A 17,076-nucleotide genomic window follows, 5' to 3' on the forward strand; every position below is an offset into this window, starting at 1 on the left:
CGTGAGATGAAGTACGAAGACGCGATCAGGAAGTACGACCCGGTGCTCGGCATCGAGGTGCACGTCGAGCTCGGCACCGCGACGAAGATGTTCGATGCGGCGCCCAACAGCTTTGGCGTCGGCGCGAACGAGAACGTCACCCCGGTCTCGCTCGGCCTGCCCGGCGCGCTGCCGGTGGTGAACGAGACTGCGGTCGAGTATGCGATCAAGATCGGTCTGGCGCTCGGCTGCGATATCGCCGAGTCCTGCCGGTTCGCCCGGAAGAACTACTTCTATCCGGATCTGGCGAAGAACTTCCAGACCTCCCAGTACGATGAGCCGATCGCCTATGACGGCTCGCTGGAGGTCGAGCTCGAAGACGGCGAGATCATCACCGTCGACATCGAGCGCGCTCACATGGAGGAGGACGCCGGCAAGAACACCCACGTCGGCGGTTCCGGCCGCATCCACGGCGCGGAGTACTCGCTGGTCGACTACAACCGCGCCGGCGTGCCGCTCGTGGAGATCGTCACCCGTCCCATCACGGGAACCGGGGAGCGCGCGCCCGAGGTGGCAGCCGCCTATGTGCGCACCCTGCGTGACATCTTCCGCGCCCTCGGGGTGTCCGAGGCGCGGATGGAGCAGGGCAATGTGCGTGCCGATATCAACGTCTCGCTGCGCGAATCGCCCGAGGCGCCGCTGGGCACCCGGACGGAGACGAAGAACGTCAACTCCTTCCGTTCGATCGAGCGTGCCGTCCGCTACGAGATCGCCCGCCAGGCCACTGTGCTCGAAGCCGGTGACCAGGTGCTGCAGGAGACCCGCCACTTCCATGAGGAGACCGGCGAGACGTCCTCGGGCCGCGTGAAGTCCGACTCGGATGACTACCGCTACTTCCCGGAGCCGGACCTCGTGCCGGTCGAGCCGGCCCGCGAGTGGGTCGAGCAGCTGCGCGCCGACCTGCCGGAGCTGCCGGCGGCCAAGCGCCGCCGCCTGCTCGATGCGTGGGGCTTCTCCGAACTCGAGATGCGCGATGTCATCAACGCCGGTCTGCTCGACGTCATCGAACAGACGGTCGCTGCCGGTGCTGAGCCGGCTGCCGCCCGCAAGTGGTGGACCGGTGAGATCGCCCGGACGGCCAAGCAGGAGGACGCCGAAGTCACGACGCTCGTCACCCCGGCCCATGTCGCCGAGCTGGCGGGCCTGGTGAAGGCCGGCAAGCTCAATGACAAGCTCGCTCGCAAGGTCCTTGCCGGTGTCATCGACGGCAAGGGCAGCCCGACCGAGGTGATGGAGGCCGAAGGACTGGAGATCGTCCAGGACGACGGCGCGCTCGAAGCCGCCGTCGATGAGGCGATCGCTGCGAACCCCGATGTCGTCGAGAAGATCAAGGGCGGCAAGATGCAGGCGATCGGCGCTCTCATGGGCCCGATCATGAAGGCCACCCGCGGTCAGGCCGATGCCGGCAAGGCCCGCGAGATGATCATGGCAAAGATCAACAGCTGACCCGCCCAGCCCTCAGGCTGATGCGGCTCATGCGCCCGCAGCGGACTTCGGTTCGCTGCGGGCGCATGTGTGCTGCAGCCGTCTGCGTTCAGTGAAGCCTCAGGCCGGCGGCGTACACTGACGGCAACCTCGCCCGCCTGCTCACCGGAGGAGTGCAGATGGCCACGATCTCGTGGAAGTCCCTGTGGGAGCGCAGCTGTGCTGGAACGCTGCCGACCTACCGGATCCTCGTGCCTGATTCCGTTTCCGAAGACGTCCGCAAGGTCTGGCGCGCACGCAGCTACCGCGTCGATGCCACCGAGCCGGGCTCCCAGCTCGTCACCGCCGGGATGTCACGCAACCTCATCGGCTCGCGGGTGAAGTTCGCAGCCGCCACCACGGCCGGCGTGATCGCGACGGGAATCGCCGCACTGCCGACTGTGCTCATCAGCGTCTTCGACTCCGTGCCTGAAGGCGGCGTCATCACCACTGGCATCATCGGCATGATCTCGGCTGCCGGTGCCGGCTACACCGGCTGGAAGTACCGCAAGGACCCGCGTCGGCTCGACCGCAGCGCCAAGGAATCCGCCAGTGCTGCCGAGTGGATCACTCCTGAGCGCCTGGGCTGGATGCCGGGACTGACGAAGGGCCAGGACACCGATGAGCAGCGGCTGTTTCACCTGACCGTCGCCACAGCGCAGAAGATCGCCCGCACGCGCGCCTGGACCCACCCGATCATGCAGGACCACGTCTCCCGCGTCGACCTCGACCATGCGGTGGCCTCGATCGGACGGCGGCTCGTCGAACTCGTCGAGCTCCGCACTGAGCTGGAGCACATGCGGCAGAACAATGTCATCGCCGGCGGCGGCACCCCGGCCGACCTGTCAACGGACAAGCAGCTGGCCACCTACCTGCGGCACCTGACGCGGGCCTTCTCCTCGATGGTCGACCGGGTGCTGGCGCTCAACGCCTACTATGAGCGGCTGCGCAAGCTCGACCAGCAGCTGCTCATGCTCGACCAGACCGAGCGCTCCCGGGAGATCGGCAGCCGGGTGCTCGATGTCATCTCGCGTACCGCTGACGACGAGAACGCCGACTGGCGGCTGCAGGAGCTCAACATCGAAGCCGAGGCGCATGCCGAGTCGATCAACGAGCTGCTGCGCGAGCTCACCGTCACCGCCGAGGGATTCGACGATCTCGATGAGCTGGATTCGAAGATCGCCCGTGCGCAGAAGCAGGTCGACGAGCAGTTCGGCCTGAACCGAGCAGGGGAGAAGCTCGGTCAGAACCGCGAGCAGCGCCACCTGTCCTGATCAGCAATTGTGCTGTTCGTGTCGAGTCGACGAGCGTCGATTCTGCACGAAACGCACACATTCAGGCCCGACGCCGTGCTTTTCGTGAGGAATCGAGATGTCTCGATTCGACACGAAACGCAAATCGGCTGCTGACCGTCCACCATCGTGCGCACGGCAGTGGAGCGCGTGATCAGCCACGGCCTGCCAGGCTTGTGATACCACCGTTCGTCTGTGCGCACTCAGTCAGCCGGCCTCATGTGCGTCCGGCTCGCCTTCGCGGCGAGGCGGTGCGCCCAGCCCGAGAGCTTCCTTGGCGGCAACAGCCCCCGCGATCACTCCGACCACGCCAGCGCCCACAAGAAGCGAAGCTGCCAAGCCCTGCGACCCCCATACAGCACCACCGACTAACTGGCCGGCGCCGACTATAACCGTGAAGATGGCCGCAACTGTCGAGGTCAGAGTGTTGCGCAGTGCGTCGGAGAACATCTTCTGCTGCATTGCTGCCAGCAGCGCGCCAGATGCGCCGAGTCCGACCTCAGCCAGCAGCAGCCCAGCAAACGAAACGGCAGCATCCACGGATGCGATGCCTAGACCTGCAGCCATCACACCCAGTGATGCGATGAGTGCCCAGTGTTTTGTTGTATCCACAAGGCGGGAGGCTAGATACGAACCTGTAGCGGCCGCAGCGGTGAGGACAACCAGTACGAGCCCGAGTGTCGAAGCCGAGAGCGCCCCGACTTCGAGGGTTTTCGGCTGCCACACCAAGACCAGAACGCCTTGGCCGAAAGCCAGAGCGCACAGCGCCGCAACGAGCGTCCAGGACCTGCGGGCAACGACGAAGGCAAACCCCGCTGCCCAGGCTGAGCGGATATGCACGGACAGACCGCCGGATCTGTCGAGAGTTTCCGGCGGCCATGCGAACACCACCCAGCCTGCCGCGATCAGCAGTGCCACCCCAGAGATTGTGAGAGTAAGACCCGTCCCGACAAGGTCCCCAAGCACGAACACCGTTGCTCCGCCTGCCGCGGCGCCGACCCATCTCCACGAGACTCCCGATGCGGATACGCGGGCGACTCGCTCACCAGCAACCATCCGGTTGAGGGCGTTGACCGTGTAAGCCACCGGGGCTCCTGAGTAGAATGCCTGCGCGACATTGAGGAGCAGAAGACCGGCGGCAACGGCGAGAACGGTCGTCGACAGGCCGAAGAGAGCCTGACCTGCGGCCCACATTGTCAGCCCGACGACCAGGATGCGCTTGTTGCCGATCCGGTCGGCGATGATCCCCGTTGGAATCTCGAGCGCAAAGCTCACGATCCCTGCGACCGCGAGAAGCGCACCGACCGCAGCCGGCTGCACACCGATCTCCGTCATGTGGTAGACGAACGTGGCGCCGAACACGAAGTCCACCAGAGATGCCACAACCACGACGGCGCGATAGTTCGCCGTGACGCGCCGGATGTGAAGCTGCGCTTCGGTTTCCACTATGCGCCTCGAGCCAACGACATGCACTTCACGGCTGTGCAGCTTCGGCTAGCTGTTTCGCCCATGTTGCAGCGCAGGTCAGGAGACGTCATAGCACTACTCTCTCGCGGAACGAGGCCCGGGTCGAGAGCACCGACGCGCACCATGGCATTCCTTCGCCTCAGCTCACCGCAGCTGCAGATCTGCGCATCAATCGGTGCCGGTCTGAAACCGGTTCAGTTCAGTGCCCGAAGGGGTCCTCATCGGTGCCGGGCAGCCAGGACAGGCCCGGTTCGTTGTAGCCGAACTCACGCTGCGCGCGCTTCCACTTCTTCGACCACTTCGCATCGAGCCGGTCGACGTACAGCGTGCCCTGGAGATGGTCGAATTCGTGCTGCATGATGCGGGCGAACCAGCCCTCCACCGTCAAGGAGACCGATGCGCCGGTGCCGTCGACGCCGTTGACGGTGACTTTGTTCGCGCGCTTGAGCGGGAAGTCGAGCGCCGGCACCGACAGGCAGCCCTCAGACTCGTCTTCGATGCTCGGGCGACCCTGCGGGATCTTCGAGGCGACGAGGATCGGGTTGACGAAGACACCGCGGCGGCGCACGCCTGCGACCTCATCGTCGGCTTCGTAAACGAAGATCTGCTTGCCGACGCCGATCTGCGGTGCCGCCAGGCCCACACCGTTGGACGCGGCCAGGGTCTCGAACATGTCCTCGATGAGCTCGGCCAGCTCAGCGTCGAAGGCTTCGACTTTCTCTGCCTTCCGGTGCAGCACCGGCTCACCGTAGACGACGATGGGATGAATGGTCATGGGCTGAAGTCTATCGGCTGACCCCAGCCGCTGTTCAGGACAGGGCGTTCGATGTCCGGCAGATCGGCTGCCGGGCCGCGGCCCCGATTACCTCTTGACAGCCCGCCGGAATAAGCTGGAGGCACATGCGGTTGAGAGCAGTAGATACTGCCTCCCGCAGTCAAATCAGCAGCTGAAGCCATTGGCTGGTGTGTGAGCGAAGAGCTCAGCGCTTGCAGCTGTCCTGCTCTTCGCTGTCGACGTAACCCTCTCTGCTGAGTCGAGCCACGGCTCAGCCCAGACGTGCGAATCGAAAGGACACGCCCGTGAACATCTATTCCAATATTTCTGAGCTGGTCGGACGGACACCGCTCGTACGACTCAACAAGGCCAGCGAGCGCAGCGGCGCGGAAATCGTTGGAAAGCTCGAGTTCTACAATCCGGCGAACTCGGTCAAGGACCGCATCGGCGTCGCGATGATCGATGCGGCTGAGAAGTCCGGCGAGCTGCGCCCCGGTGGCACGATCGTCGAAGGCACCAGCGGCAACACCGGCATCGCGCTGGCCATGGTCGGCGCAGCCCGCGGGTACAAGGTCATCCTCACGATGCCCGAATCGATGTCGAAGGAACGCCGCGCGCTGCTGCGCGCTTTCGGCGCCGAACTCGTCCTCACCCCGAAGGAGGAGGGCATGAAGGGCGCGGTCGCCAAGGCTGAGGAGATCGGCAAGCAGGACAACACCGTGCTGGCCCGCCAGTTCGACAATCCGGCCAATCCGCAGATCCACCGCGAGACCACCGCCGAGGAGATCCTCGCCGACACCGATGGTCAGGTCGATGCCTTCGTCGCCGGCATCGGCACCGGCGGCACTATCACCGGTGTGGGTGAGGTGCTGCGCAAGCACAACCCGGACGTCACGATCGCCGCCGTCGAGCCGGCCGCTTCGCCGCTGCTGAGCGAAGGCACCGCCGGACCGCACAAGATCCAGGGCATCGGCGCGAACTTCGTGCCCACCGTGCTCGACACCGAGATCTACGACGAGGTCTTCGCCATCGGCGATGACGAGGCGATGGAGAAGGCCCGCCAGGTCGCCCGCGAGGAGGGCATCCTCGTCGGCATCTCCTCCGGCGCTGCAGTCGCTGCCGCGGAAAAGCTCGGCGCGCGTCCGGAGTTCGCCGGCAAGCGCATCGTCGTCATCATCCCCAGCTTCGGTGAGCGCTACCTGTCGACCCCGCTCTACGCGGACTACATGGACTGATCGGCACATGTCAGCACTGCGAAGACTCGCTCTCGGCGCGGCGGCCGCCTCGGCCGCCGCGCTCGGAGCCGCCTATGCCGCCCGGCCGGCATTCCGCCAGGCCCTGCGCGAGGATCTCGACACCGCCAAGCGCCGCGACCCGGCTGCCCGCAACGACCTCGTCACGCTCATCAGCTACCCGGGTCTGCACGCCATCTGGGCACATCGCGGCATCCACAAGCTGTGGCAGCACGAAGCCGGCAAGGTCCCGGCGCGTTTGCTGTCCCAGGCGGTGCGCACGCTCACCGGCGTGGAGATCCACCCCGGAGCCACGATCGGCCGGCGCTTCTTCATCGACCACGCCAACGGCGTCGTCATCGGCGAGACCGCCGAGATCGGCGACGACGTGATGCTCTATCACCAGGTCACCCTCGGCGGGGCGACGATGGAGCAGGTCAAGCGGCACCCGACCATCGGCGACAACGTCATGATCGGCGCGGGCGCGAAGATCATCGGCCCAGTCACCGTCGGCTCCGGCTCCTCGGTCGGGGCGAACGCCGTCGTCGTCAAGGACGTCCCGGAGGGCTCGACAGCCGTCGGCATCCCCGCCACGATCCGCCAGCCCGGCAGCGGCCGGCAGGCCAACGAGTGGAAGCTCGAAGACCCCGCCCTGTGGATCTGACGGGCAGCCCTGGCCGTCACCTCGGCAGGCCCGACCGTCACCTCGACGGCTGACTGCACGTCACCTGTCGGCCGGCTCACGCCCGATGGCCTGAGCCGGCTCACAGGAACGCCGGACTACACTCACGACCATGAGCGCACAAGACCGGGTGACACCTGCCCATTCCGTGGTGATCACACTCGCCGTCCTGTGCGCGATTGCGTATTCGACCTGGGTGATCCTGCCGCGCATCGACCCGGAGCTCAGCATCATCACCGCCTTCGTCTCCGAGTACGCCGCCGACGGCCGGCCCGGGGCCGGCCTCATGCGCACCGGGGACGCGATCGCCGGGGAGTTCATGGTCGCCATCGCAGTCCTCGTCGCGGCACCGGGCCCGAGGTGGGTGCGGCTGACGCTGTCCGGTGGGCTCATGCTCGCCGGAGCGGCGACGATCGGCGATGCGATGCTGCCGATGGAATGCACCCCCAGCCTCGATGTGGCATGCGCTGCGGCTGAGAAGAACAGCACCGTCGGGCTGGCACACCAGCTGCATTCGGTGACCAGCAGCCTCGTGGGCATCGGCATCGCCGCAGCCGTCATCGCCTCGATCATCATCTGGCGCAGGCGCGCCATTGCCGTGAGCCTGGCCGCAGGCGTGCTGCTGAGCCTGGCACTCAGCGCCTTCAACGGCGTCGCCGGCGAACCGCTGGCCCTGGGCATCGTCCAGCGGATCTCGCTGGCGATGGTGAGCCTGTGGCTCGTCGTCTTCACCATCACCCCGCATACTGGAGAGCATCGACTGCAGATCGAGCGCAGGCGCAGTGCGGCTGATGCAGACCGTGCAGCTTCCGCCGGCCAGCCCGAACCGGCAGTCCTGTCGTGACGTGGCGTCGGCAGCTGCGGCATGTGCCGATCCTCGGCCGGCCCTCTCGGCTGCTCGACGTCGGTGCCGGGCCGCTCGTGGTGTGCGTCTCCGGTGTCGCCTCGACCCTGACCGATTGGCTGCTGCTGGCTGCCGATCTCGCCAGCGACCACCGTGTCATCGTCTACGACCGGCCCGGCTACGCCCCGGAGGATCGCCTCCGCGCACGCCGTGCCGAACTGCACGAAGAAGCCCGGCGCGCCCTGGCCGTCGCCCGATGGGCGCAGCGCACCCAGCCTCCCGGCGCCCCCGCCGGGCTCACCCTCATCGGCCATTCGATGGGCGCCTACGTGTGCGAGGCCGCCGCCCGGCTGGCGCCGGACGTCGTCGACGCCATCGTGCTGCTCGACGGCTCGACCCTGTCCGAAGCCGGCAGCGAGCAGCGCCGCAGCTCCGCCCGGCGCTCGGCACTGCTCGCCCCGGTCATCCGGTCACGTTCGATCATCGCCGCCTGGCATGTCCTCGGGTCCTTCGCGATGTGGGTCGGGGTGCGCGGCCGCGCTGAGATCTGGCGCCGCTTCCCCGGCACGGCAGCGGAGTTCCGCGCCCACAGCGTGCTCGCAGCCACCGTGCGCGAACTGCTCGACTTCGAACACCTCGCCGATGCGCTCGCCGCACTGCGCCCAACCGCACCGCTGCACCCGGGCCTGCGGGCCGGTGTCTATCCTGCCGCCTCCTTCTGGCCGAGCCAGGCGCCCGGTGCCGGTGAGCGGCTGCGCACCTGGCGGCTGGGGCTGTGGGACGAGCAGACGTGGATCGACGCGGTGCTGGCCGAAGCCCGCACGATCTCACAGGAGATCGACATCGACTTCTCCGTCATCACCGGCTCCGGCCACTTCGTCATGATCGACCAGCCGCACGCCGTCGCCGCCCGCGTGCGCCGGATCGCACCGACCTGAACCGGCCGCCGAGGCGGATGCCGCACCATGCGCGAGGCGGGGTGCCGCAGCATGGAATATCCGCCTCGGGCACGGTGTTACGATGGTTGTAATTGAAATTTAAACCACTAGGGACGGGTGAGCACCGTGGAAATCGGCATCTTCTCGATCGGCGACGTCACACCCGACCCGCACACCGGCCGGGCGCCGAGCGAACACCAGCGGATCATGAACATGATCGAACTGGCGACCACCGCCGAGCAGGTCGGGCTCGACACCTTTGCGATCGGCGAGCACCACAATCCGCCCTTCGTCGCGCCGGGCACCCCGCCGGTCCTGCTGTCCCACATCGCCGCGCGCACGACCACGCTGCGGCTGTCGACGGCGACCTCGCTCATCACCACCAACGACCCGGTCAACATGGCTGAGGACTATGCGATGGCCCAGCACCTCTCTGATGGGCGGCTGAGTCTCATGATGGGCCGCGGCAACACCGGCCAGGTCTACCCGTGGTTCGGCAAGGACATCCGGCAGGGCATCCAGCTGGCGGTAGAGAACTACAACCTGCTCCACCGGCTGTGGCGGGAGAAGAACATCTCATGGCAGGGCAAGTTCCGCAGCCCGCTGGAGGGCTACACCGTCACACCGTTCCCGCTCGACGACGTGCCGCCGTTCGTGTGGCACGGCTCGATCCGGTCCCCGGAGATCGCCGAACAGGCCGCCTACTACGGCGACGGCTTCTTCCACAACAACATCTTCTGGAATCCCGGCCACACCGCCCGGATGGTCAACCTCTACCGGCAGCGCTACGCCCACTACGGCCACGGCCGCGCCGACCAGGCCTTCGTGGGCCTCGGCGGACAGGTGTTCATGGATGAGAAATCGCAGGACGCCGTGAAGTTCTTCCGCCCGTACTTCGACAACGCCCCGGTCTACGGCCACGGCCCGTCCCTGGAAGACTTCACCGCCCAGACGCCGCTGACCGTCGGCTCCCCGCAGCAGATCATCGAACGCTACCTCGGCATGCGCGAATGGGCCGGGGACTTCCAGCGGCTGGTCTTCCTCGTCGACCACGCCGGCCTGCCCCACGACGTCGCGCTGCGCCAGGTCGAGATCCTCGGCACCGAGGTCGCCCCGGTCATCCGCCGCGAGATGGACGCCGCCCGCCCGGCCGATGTGCCCGACTCACCGACCCACGACTGGCTCGTCGCACGCCACCGCGCCGGCAAGGACCCGGTGCCCGGCGGCCGGCAGAACACCACCGCAGAGGAGGACACCGATGTTTGAGATCGTCACTGTCGCCACCGGCCTGAGCGAGGACTCGACGACCTCGCGGCTGGCCGCCCGGCTCGCCGCCGCCACCGCCTCGGCGCTGGAGACCACCGCGCCCGAGGTGACGGTCACCGAGATCAATCTGCGCACCCTGGCCAAGGAGATGGTCACGATGACCGTCTTCGGGCTGCCCTCGCCGGCCCTCGACGACGCCTTCGCCGCCGTGCAGCGCGCCGATGCGCTCATCACCGTCGCCCCGATCTACAAGAGCCATCCGGTGGGGCTGCAGACGCTGTTCTTCCAGCTCATCGACGATGCCGCGCTCGCCGGCGCCCCGGTGCTCATCGGCTCGACCGGCGGCACCGCCCGGCATTCGCTGGCCGCGGAGACGAGCCTGCGTCCGCTGCTGAGCTACCTCAAGGCGATCATCGTCCCGACCGCGGTCTTCGCCGCCACCGACGACTGGGGTGCGGACACCTCGGGCATGGGAGAGCGCGGCGGCCTCGCCGAGCGGATCACGGCAGCCGGAGCCGAACTGGCAGACCTCGTGCGCGCGCTGCGCCCAGCGGCGGCAGGGGAGGAATCCCTGGAGATGGCAGCAGGGGAGGAAGCAGCCGGGCCCGGTCTGCCGGAACTCGAGCTCGCCCCCGGGGAGACGGAGGCACAGCAGCACGCCGGTGACCGACAGCAGGCCGGTGACCGGCCGCAGTTCGCCGCGCAGGTCGCCACGCCGGCGGTGCGCCGCGGTCCGGTCGACGCACTCGACCCGAACGCCGTGACGCCGTTCGCCGAACTGCTCCGCAGCTGAGCCGCGCACCCCTGTCAGCCGGGCGGGGAAGAATGACACAATGGGCGTATGAGCACGCAAGACGCCATGAGCGCCCAGAGCATCCGCACGATCGCCTTTCCCGACTCCGAGTTGCGCGACCGGGTCATCGCCCGGATCCCGGCCCACCAGCGCGCCAACGTCGACCTCGTTGTGTACTCCGCTGAGGAGAAGTCCGACAAGACCAGCCCGGACGACGTCGACGTCCTCATCCTGCCCTACACCGACTTCGGCCCGACGATCGAACTGATCCCGCAGCTGGAGAACCTCAAGACAGTGCTGCTGCAGACCACCGGCTACGACCCCGTCGCCCACCTTCTCGACGAGGGATACACCGTCGCCACCGCCTCGGGCGTGCACACCGGCGGCACCGCCGAACTCGCCGTCGCCTTAGTGCTCGCGAAGCTGCGCGGCATCGACGCGGCTGCGCGCGATATGGTCTCGCGCAACTGGAACCACCGGCGGCGCCGCTCCCTGCAGGACCGCCGGGTGCTCGTCGTCGGCGTCGGGGAGATCGGCGATGCGATCGCCGCCCGACTGGAGCCCTTCGACGTCGAACTCACCCGTGTCGCCTCCCGCGCACGCGAAGATGACCGCGGCACCGTCCACGGGCCGGAGGATCTGCCGAAGCTGCTGCCGCACGCCGAGGTCGTCATCCTCATCACCCCGCTGACCGATGCCACCCACCACCTGGTCGACAAGGAGTTCCTCGCCCAGCTGCCGGACAACGCACTTGTCGTCAACGTCGCCCGCGGCCCGGTCGTCGACACCGATGCGCTCGTCGAGGAGCTGCGCTCCGGGCGCCTGCAGGCCGCCCTCGACGTCGTCGACCCGGAGCCGCTGCCGGAGAACCACCCGCTGTGGGGCACCCCGAACACGCTGCTGACCCCGCACATCGGCGGAGACACGACCGCCTTCGAACCGCGCATCGTGCAGATGCTCACCGAGCAGGTCCGCCGCATCAACGACGGGCAGAAGCCGCTCAACATCGTGAGCTGACCTGCGCGTCTGCCTAGCTAACGCTCCGTGCCCGAGGCGGGCCCCGCCTCGGGCACGGATGTGTCCTGGGCAAATGGGCACGGAAGTCTTGCCCAAAGCCTGCGGCGACCGGCGCCTCGGGCCCGTTTCCCGCAGGATTCCAGCCGGTGTGTCCGTCATGTGGGGCGCCCGGTGGCGGAATCGAGGCGGCGACCTACACTGCCCTCATGAGCACAGTGAACGAGGAATCAGCAGTGGAGAACCCGCAGTCCGGCGGCGCAGCCGGCAGCACCGTCGGCGGCGTCGCCGATGGCGTTGACATCAAGCCCCGCTCCCGCGACGTCACCGACGGCCTCGAGCGCGCCGCCGCCCGCGGCATGCTGCGGGCGGTCGGCATGGGCGATGACGACTGGGCGAAGCCGCAGATCGGCGTGGCCTCGTCATGGAACGAGATCACCCCGTGCAACCTGACGCTGGAGAAGCTCGCCGGCTTCGCCAAGGAAGGCGTGCACAACGCCGGCGGCTACCCGCTGGAGTTCGGCACCATCTCTGTCTCCGACGGCATCTCGATGGGCCATGAGGGCATGCACTACTCGCTCGTCTCCCGTGAGGTCATCACCGACTCGGTAGAGACCGTCATGTCCGCCGAGCGCCTCGATGGCTCGGTGCTGCTGGCCGGCTGCGACAAGTCGATCCCCGGCATGCTCATGGGCGCCGCCCGCCTGGGCCTGTCGAGCGTGTTCCTCTACAACGGCTCGATCATGCCCGGCACCGCGAAGCTGTCCGACGGCACCGAACGCGAAGTCACCCTCATCGACGCCTTCGAAGCCGTCGGAGCCTGCCGTGCCGGGAAGATGACCGAAGCCGATGTCGACGCCATCGAACGCGCCGTCTGCCCTGGTGAGGGTGCCTGCGGCGGCATGTACACCGCCAACACGATGGCCTCCGCGGCCGAGGCGATGGGCATGTCCCTGCCCGGCTCGGCCGCCCCGCCGGCCATCCACCGCAACCGCACCCTCTTCGCCCGCGAATCCGGGTCCGCGGTGGTCAACCTGCTGCGGCAGGGCATCACCACCCGCGACATCATCACCCGCGAATCGCTGCTCAACGCGATCGCCGTCACGATGGCCTTCGGCGGTTCGACCAACGCCGTACTGCACCTCATGGCCATCGCCCATGAGGCGAAGGTCGACCTGAGCCTCGACGACTTCAACCGGATCGGCGACAAGGTCCCGCACCTGGGCAACGTCAAGCCCTTCGGCGAATACGTCATGAACGACGTGTTCAAGATCGGCGGCGTGCCGGTCATCATGAAGGCCCTGCTCGACGCCGGACTGCTCTACGGTGACTGCATGACCGTCACCGGCAAGACGGTCGCCGAGAACCTCGCGAAGATCAACCCGCCGGATCCTGACGGCAAGATCCTGCGCGCGCTGAACAACCCGATCCACGCCACCGGCGGGCTCACCGTGCTCAAAGGATCGCTGGCACCAGAGCGGGCGGTCGTGAAGTCCGCCGGCTTCGACGCCGACGTCTTCGAAGGCACCGCCCGCGTCTTCGACCGCGAACAGCCGGCCATGGACGCGGTGCTGAACGGCGAGCTGAAGAAGGGCGACGTCGTCATCATCCGCTACGAAGGCCCCAAAGGCGGGCCGGGTATGCGCGAGATGCTCGCCATCACCGGCGCGATCAAGGGTGCTGGCATCGGCAAGGACGTTCTGCTCATCACCGACGGCCGGTTCTCCGGCGGCTCGACCGGCCTGTGCATCGGCCACGTCGCGCCCGAGGCTGTCGACGGCGGGCCGATCGCCTTCGTCGAAGACGGCGACAGGATCACCGTCGACATCGCCGCCCGCAGCATCGACCTCCACGTCGACGAGGACGAGATGGCCCGCCGCCGCGAGAAATGGCAGATGCCGGAGAATCCGCGCCTGCACGGCGTGCTCGGCAAGTACGCCAAGCTCGTGCAGTCGGCCTCGGTCGGCGCCGTGACCACCTGATCGGGCCCTCCTGATCGACTCCGGCACCTGTGCCGGTGCCGCGCACCCGCTCCCGAGGCGGTGGCTGGAGCCCAGCCACCGCCTCGGGAGCGGTCGTTGAGCTGGCTGTCATCGACATACTCGACATGGGGAGACGAAAGTCGTAGAAGCTCTACGAAAGGCCAATGGTGGACCTGGTTGGGATGTGTCAATGTTGAAGGCAGGGCGTAGTTGCACACGGCCCGAACCACAATTATGAAAAATCGAAGAGGAAATGTTATGAAGGCACAGGCAAGGTCGGTCGTATCGTTAATGCTCGCGGTGACGTTTCTAGCCGGTGGCTCCAGCATTGCTGAAGCAGCGCCGAGCGAAAAATCTCTTGAGGAGGAAGCGTCGACGTCCCGTCTTCAAAGCCAATATACGGATGAAGAGATTTTGCAGTTGCTCTTCGATGGCACGGGCCGCGTGGCGGAGGAGAATCCAGATTTGCTCGAACGATTGAACTTCTCGGAAGAGCGACCGGAGACGAACAAGGAGCTTCTCGACGAGGTCATCGGAAAGTACCTTGACTACCATAAAGATTTCAAGTCAGAGGTTCTCGATCCGCTGACCTCGGGTGATCCACTGAAGGTTGAAGAGGCCTTAGTGACTCTCACTGATACGTATTTTGAAATGCTTGAGGCTGAGTACGGTGTGACTGCTCTGTCGGCTGAAGCTCAGGACGGATGTGGGGCAGGTGCAAAGGTCTGTGTAATCGCCTATGGTGCGGCCTTCGTGAATGTAGCCGTGTATGCAAATGCTGCTGTTGCAACTATGGCAGTCGTCGCACTCGCTGTGGTTCCGTCTGCCGTGTCTTACCTGATGGCTCCGGACGCGGCGGATGGCGAACTTGTGAAAACTGAGCTGATCGCGAATTTGACGCGTGCTTTGGCTGCATGAGGCGAAACTTCGAATTATGTACGGAAGAGCGATCGTAGGTATGGGAGTATTGATGGTGGGAACACTAGTGTTCCTGGCGTCAATCTTTTACTCACTGCCGAGCAATGTTGTTTCTGACCGTGGTAAAGTAAATCCGCTCCGCGCTCTCAGTGTTGATCTCGCTCCGCAGGGTTGGGCGTTCTTTACCAAACCGCCTTCCGAGCCAGATCTATTCTTCTACGATTCGACAAGTCTAAAATCGCTTATGATTACTCCTCAAGGGCGTAGCGACAATCTTTTTGGGCTCAGTCGTACGCAGAGGGCCCAGGGTCCTGAAGGGCCAAATATGCTCCTGCGCCTTACGGATGAAGATTGGCATCAATGCGAGACCGGTGACGAGCTCGAAACATGTATTAAAACAATGGAGTCAAATAAGAAGAAGGTGCACAAGGTAGATAATCGGGCACCAATAAAGACTCTATGGGGTGAGGTGATAGTGGTCCAGGCGGCACCAACGGCTTGGTCCTACCGGGATCTTACCCCTGAAAGTCATACACCGCTGCACGTTGTGAAGCTGAGTGTGAAGTGTTGAATAGTATTACGTCAGTACTTTCTTATACAGACAGGGCGATATCTGCGACTCCTGCCGGCTCTCGAAAGATCGCGCTAGCCCGAACACTGATCGCTTCCGGGCAGTTGTCTGTCCTATTATTCACAGACTGGCACGCACTCTTTGTGCCGACGGACGGCGGGTCCTTTGGTCCATCTTGTAATGGAGTGGGCAGAGTAGGCGCCTATTGCATGATGTACGATTCAGTGGGCCTAGTATTTCCCTCTGTGGTGATGATAGTAGGCTTGGTTATCGTATTGAGTGGATTCTTTCCGAGGTATACGGGAATTCTCCATGCATGGGTAACGCTATCGATATCTCCTGCAACTAGTTTGCCTGACGGTGGCGAGGCAGTGTCTCAAATTGTTGTTGTCATCCTCGCCGTAGTCCTGTTGTCTGATGGTCGTTTGAATCATTGGCATGCCACAACTTCCAGTGGGTCTCCGTTGCTTCCGGTGACATGGGCTGCGAGTCACCTGCTGCGCTTTCAGCTAATCTGGGTGTATTTGAATGCTGCTATATCGAAGACGTCGGTGCCCGAGTGGAAGGATGGGACTGCCGTATATTTCATCACGTTGGATCCCATGTTTGGTACATCGGGGCCGTTCGGCCTAATCTTTGATTGGCTAGTAAATATTCCTGTGTTTTCTCTTTTGATGACGTGGGGGGCTATAGTTATCGAGGTTGCGATAGCGTTGCTCTTGCTCGGCTCCGCCCGGTGGCGGCCGGCTGCGTTCTGGTTGGCTGTCCTTCTCCATGGAATGTTTATCGCCATGATTGGGTTGTGGTCGTTTGCTTTTGTGATGATCGGCGCTGTGCTGGCGGCAACAGGACCTACATTGAAGCTCTACGATATCGCCTTTTGGAATTGGTTTGATGAGCGAAGCTCCAACTCGCTGTCTAATATGGAAGAGGTGCGAGGGTGAATCGAATACGTGTGTATGTGAAGACGCACTGGATGAATGGGTGGTTCATCCGAATGTTTGCCTCCCCGGTAGTGTGTGTGAATGACAGGCAGTTTCCAGCAAGTTTCACTGAACCGACTGTAGTTTCTGTTGACGTCCATGCCCTGCGAATTGGTGCAGGTATCCGCTACTTCTCTCGCGGTCCGGTATTGGGGTGTGAGCCTGAGCTCTTTCGTGTGGATGAGTCGTTTAATGAGGTCAACGTGGTACTCAAGAACGGCTTCTGGAACCATTCCCCATTCAGAATCGTTTCTGCCGGGTGATTCGCGGCTACGTTTCGCTGCGGATGCGCCGGACGATCGTGTTGGTGAAACCCCGCCCCTGTACGACTCACGGTCGTACCGCGCCCGGTTTTACGGGCTCTTCAGAGTTGAGTGTGGGCACGCCGATCGGGCAAGGGTGTTGGAGATAGACGTCGAGGTCCTCGATGATGAGCGGACTCTTACCTCTGCTTACTCCAAGGACCTCGACAATGCCTAATTCTATGTGTCCCTGCGCTGTTGCTCTGGATCGCTGTGCCAGGTGTGACGTCCTGCTCGGATTGCCTGACTTCCATCTCATCCACGCCGAGGTCACACACCGCCGTCGTCCTCGACATCGAGGCCTGCGACCCGCTGACCGGTTGCCCCGGATGCGGTGTCATCCCGACCGGCCACGGGCGCGTCACTGTGACCCTGGTCGACGCCCCATCCGCTGGACGGCCTGCCTGCTTGCGATGGCGCAAGCACCGCTGGATCTGCCGCGAGTCTGCCTGCCCGGTCGTGACGTTCCTCGAGCAGAACACGCAGGTCGCCGCCCCGCGCGGCCTGCTGACAA

General features: G+C 65.0%; 15 protein-coding genes and 1 pseudogene. 14 read left to right on the forward strand and 2 right to left on the reverse strand.

Features of this window, described 5'->3' with window-relative positions; genetic code table 11:
- Nucleotides 1-6: 6 nt before the first annotated feature.
- Together gatB and ACFFN1_RS08260 are read left to right on the forward strand one after the other, a co-directional pair.
- Nucleotides 7-1,485: an Asp-tRNA(Asn)/Glu-tRNA(Gln) amidotransferase subunit GatB gene (gene gatB / locus ACFFN1_RS08255; RefSeq protein ID WP_376840206.1), complete on the forward strand. Its 1,479-nt coding sequence runs from the start codon at nt 7-9 to the stop codon at nt 1,483-1,485.
- Nucleotides 1,486-1,643: 158 nt separating this feature from the next.
- Nucleotides 1,644-2,777, forward strand: coding sequence for a hypothetical protein (locus tag ACFFN1_RS08260; RefSeq protein WP_376840207.1), 1,134 nt, complete (start codon nt 1,644-1,646; stop codon nt 2,775-2,777).
- A gap of 225 nt (nt 2,778-3,002) precedes the next feature.
- Here the strand turns inward: ACFFN1_RS08260 and ACFFN1_RS08265 are convergent, their stop codons facing one another.
- Both ACFFN1_RS08265 and def read right to left on the reverse strand, forming a co-directional pair.
- A complete protein-coding gene (locus tag ACFFN1_RS08265; RefSeq protein WP_376840208.1) occupies nt 3,003-4,241 on the reverse strand; it encodes an MFS transporter in 1,239 nt (412 codons plus the stop codon).
- Nucleotides 4,242-4,461: 220 nt separating this feature from the next.
- Entirely contained in the window at nt 4,462-5,037 is a 576-nt protein-coding gene (def, locus tag ACFFN1_RS08270) for a peptide deformylase (RefSeq protein ID WP_376840209.1), read from the reverse strand.
- Nucleotides 5,038-5,342: 305 nt separating this feature from the next.
- Here def and cysK point away from each other — a divergent pair, with 305 nt between their 5' ends.
- From cysK to ACFFN1_RS08330, 12 genes and pseudogenes are all read left to right on the forward strand, one after another.
- Complete coding sequence (gene cysK / locus ACFFN1_RS08275; RefSeq protein ID WP_376840210.1) at nt 5,343-6,272, forward strand: cysteine synthase A; 930 nt, start codon at nt 5,343-5,345, stop codon at nt 6,270-6,272.
- A gap of 7 nt (nt 6,273-6,279) precedes the next feature.
- Nucleotides 6,280-6,933 (forward strand): serine O-acetyltransferase EpsC, encoded by a 654-nt coding sequence (gene epsC / locus ACFFN1_RS08280; protein ID WP_376840211.1) that lies wholly within the window; start codon nt 6,280-6,282, stop codon nt 6,931-6,933.
- Nucleotides 6,934-7,063: 130 nt separating this feature from the next.
- Nucleotides 7,064-7,795 carry a DUF998 domain-containing protein gene (locus tag ACFFN1_RS08285; RefSeq protein WP_376840212.1) on the forward strand — a complete coding sequence of 244 codons (732 nt, stop codon included), beginning with the start codon at nt 7,064-7,066 and terminating at the stop codon, nt 7,793-7,795.
- Nucleotides 7,792-8,733 carry an alpha/beta fold hydrolase gene (locus ACFFN1_RS08290; RefSeq protein WP_376840213.1) on the forward strand — a complete coding sequence of 314 codons (942 nt, stop codon included), beginning with the start codon at nt 7,792-7,794 and terminating at the stop codon, nt 8,731-8,733. Before ACFFN1_RS08285 ends, ACFFN1_RS08290 begins: the two co-directional genes overlap by 4 nt.
- A gap of 126 nt (nt 8,734-8,859) precedes the next feature.
- Complete coding sequence (locus ACFFN1_RS08295) at nt 8,860-9,999, forward strand: CE1758 family FMN-dependent luciferase-like monooxygenase (RefSeq protein WP_376840221.1); 1,140 nt, start codon at nt 8,860-8,862, stop codon at nt 9,997-9,999.
- Nucleotides 9,992-10,792, forward strand: a complete 801-nt coding sequence (locus tag ACFFN1_RS08300; RefSeq protein WP_376840214.1) for a CE1759 family FMN reductase — start codon at nt 9,992-9,994, stop codon at nt 10,790-10,792. The genes ACFFN1_RS08295 and ACFFN1_RS08300 overlap by 8 nt, the downstream gene beginning before the upstream one ends.
- A gap of 48 nt (nt 10,793-10,840) precedes the next feature.
- Complete coding sequence (locus ACFFN1_RS08305) at nt 10,841-11,809, forward strand: 2-hydroxyacid dehydrogenase (protein WP_376840215.1); 969 nt, start codon at nt 10,841-10,843, stop codon at nt 11,807-11,809.
- Between the two features lie 206 nt (nt 11,810-12,015).
- Entirely contained in the window at nt 12,016-13,788 is a 1,773-nt protein-coding gene (ilvD, locus tag ACFFN1_RS08310) for a dihydroxy-acid dehydratase (RefSeq protein ID WP_376840216.1), read from the forward strand.
- 258 nt (nt 13,789-14,046) lie between these two features.
- Nucleotides 14,047-14,706: a sporulation delaying protein family toxin gene (locus tag ACFFN1_RS08315; RefSeq protein ID WP_376840217.1), complete on the forward strand. Its 660-nt coding sequence runs from the start codon at nt 14,047-14,049 to the stop codon at nt 14,704-14,706.
- Between the two features lie 52 nt (nt 14,707-14,758).
- Nucleotides 14,759-15,277 (forward strand): SdpA family antimicrobial peptide system protein, encoded by a 519-nt coding sequence (locus ACFFN1_RS08320; protein WP_376840222.1) that lies wholly within the window; start codon nt 14,759-14,761, stop codon nt 15,275-15,277.
- Nucleotides 15,271-16,221: a sporulation-delaying protein SdpB family protein gene (locus tag ACFFN1_RS08325; RefSeq protein ID WP_376840218.1), complete on the forward strand. Its 951-nt coding sequence runs from the start codon at nt 15,271-15,273 to the stop codon at nt 16,219-16,221. The genes ACFFN1_RS08320 and ACFFN1_RS08325 overlap by 7 nt, the downstream gene beginning before the upstream one ends.
- A 707-nt stretch (nt 16,222-16,928) precedes the next feature.
- Nucleotides 16,929-17,076 (forward strand): annotated as a pseudogene (locus ACFFN1_RS08330) (ISL3 family transposase); the annotation flags it as partial.

Origin of the sequence: Brevibacterium otitidis (assembly GCF_042429315.1) — a bacterium.
GTDB lineage: Bacteria > Actinomycetota > Actinomycetes > Actinomycetales > Brevibacteriaceae > Brevibacterium > Brevibacterium otitidis.

What these genes read in the sequence shown, in the direction of transcription:
- gatB (WP_376840206.1), top strand. Translation starts at nt 7, where the DNA reads ATGAAGTACGAAGACGCGATCAGGAAGTACGACCCGGTGCTCGGCATC.
- ACFFN1_RS08260 (WP_376840207.1), top strand. Translation starts at nt 1,644, where the DNA reads ATGGCCACGATCTCGTGGAAGTCCCTGTGGGAGCGCAGCTGTGCTGGA.
- def (WP_376840209.1), bottom strand. Translation starts at nt 5,037, where the DNA reads ATGACCATTCATCCCATCGTCGTCTACGGTGAGCCGGTGCTGCACCGG.
- epsC (WP_376840211.1), top strand. Translation starts at nt 6,280, where the DNA reads ATGTCAGCACTGCGAAGACTCGCTCTCGGCGCGGCGGCCGCCTCGGCC.
- ACFFN1_RS08285 (WP_376840212.1), top strand. Translation starts at nt 7,064, where the DNA reads ATGAGCGCACAAGACCGGGTGACACCTGCCCATTCCGTGGTGATCACA.
- ACFFN1_RS08300 (WP_376840214.1), top strand. Translation starts at nt 9,992, where the DNA reads ATGTTTGAGATCGTCACTGTCGCCACCGGCCTGAGCGAGGACTCGACG.
- ACFFN1_RS08305 (WP_376840215.1), top strand. Translation starts at nt 10,841, where the DNA reads ATGAGCACGCAAGACGCCATGAGCGCCCAGAGCATCCGCACGATCGCC.
- ilvD (WP_376840216.1), top strand. Translation starts at nt 12,016, where the DNA reads ATGAGCACAGTGAACGAGGAATCAGCAGTGGAGAACCCGCAGTCCGGC.
- ACFFN1_RS08315 (WP_376840217.1), top strand. Translation starts at nt 14,047, where the DNA reads ATGAAGGCACAGGCAAGGTCGGTCGTATCGTTAATGCTCGCGGTGACG.
- ACFFN1_RS08320 (WP_376840222.1), top strand. Translation starts at nt 14,759, where the DNA reads ATGGTGGGAACACTAGTGTTCCTGGCGTCAATCTTTTACTCACTGCCG.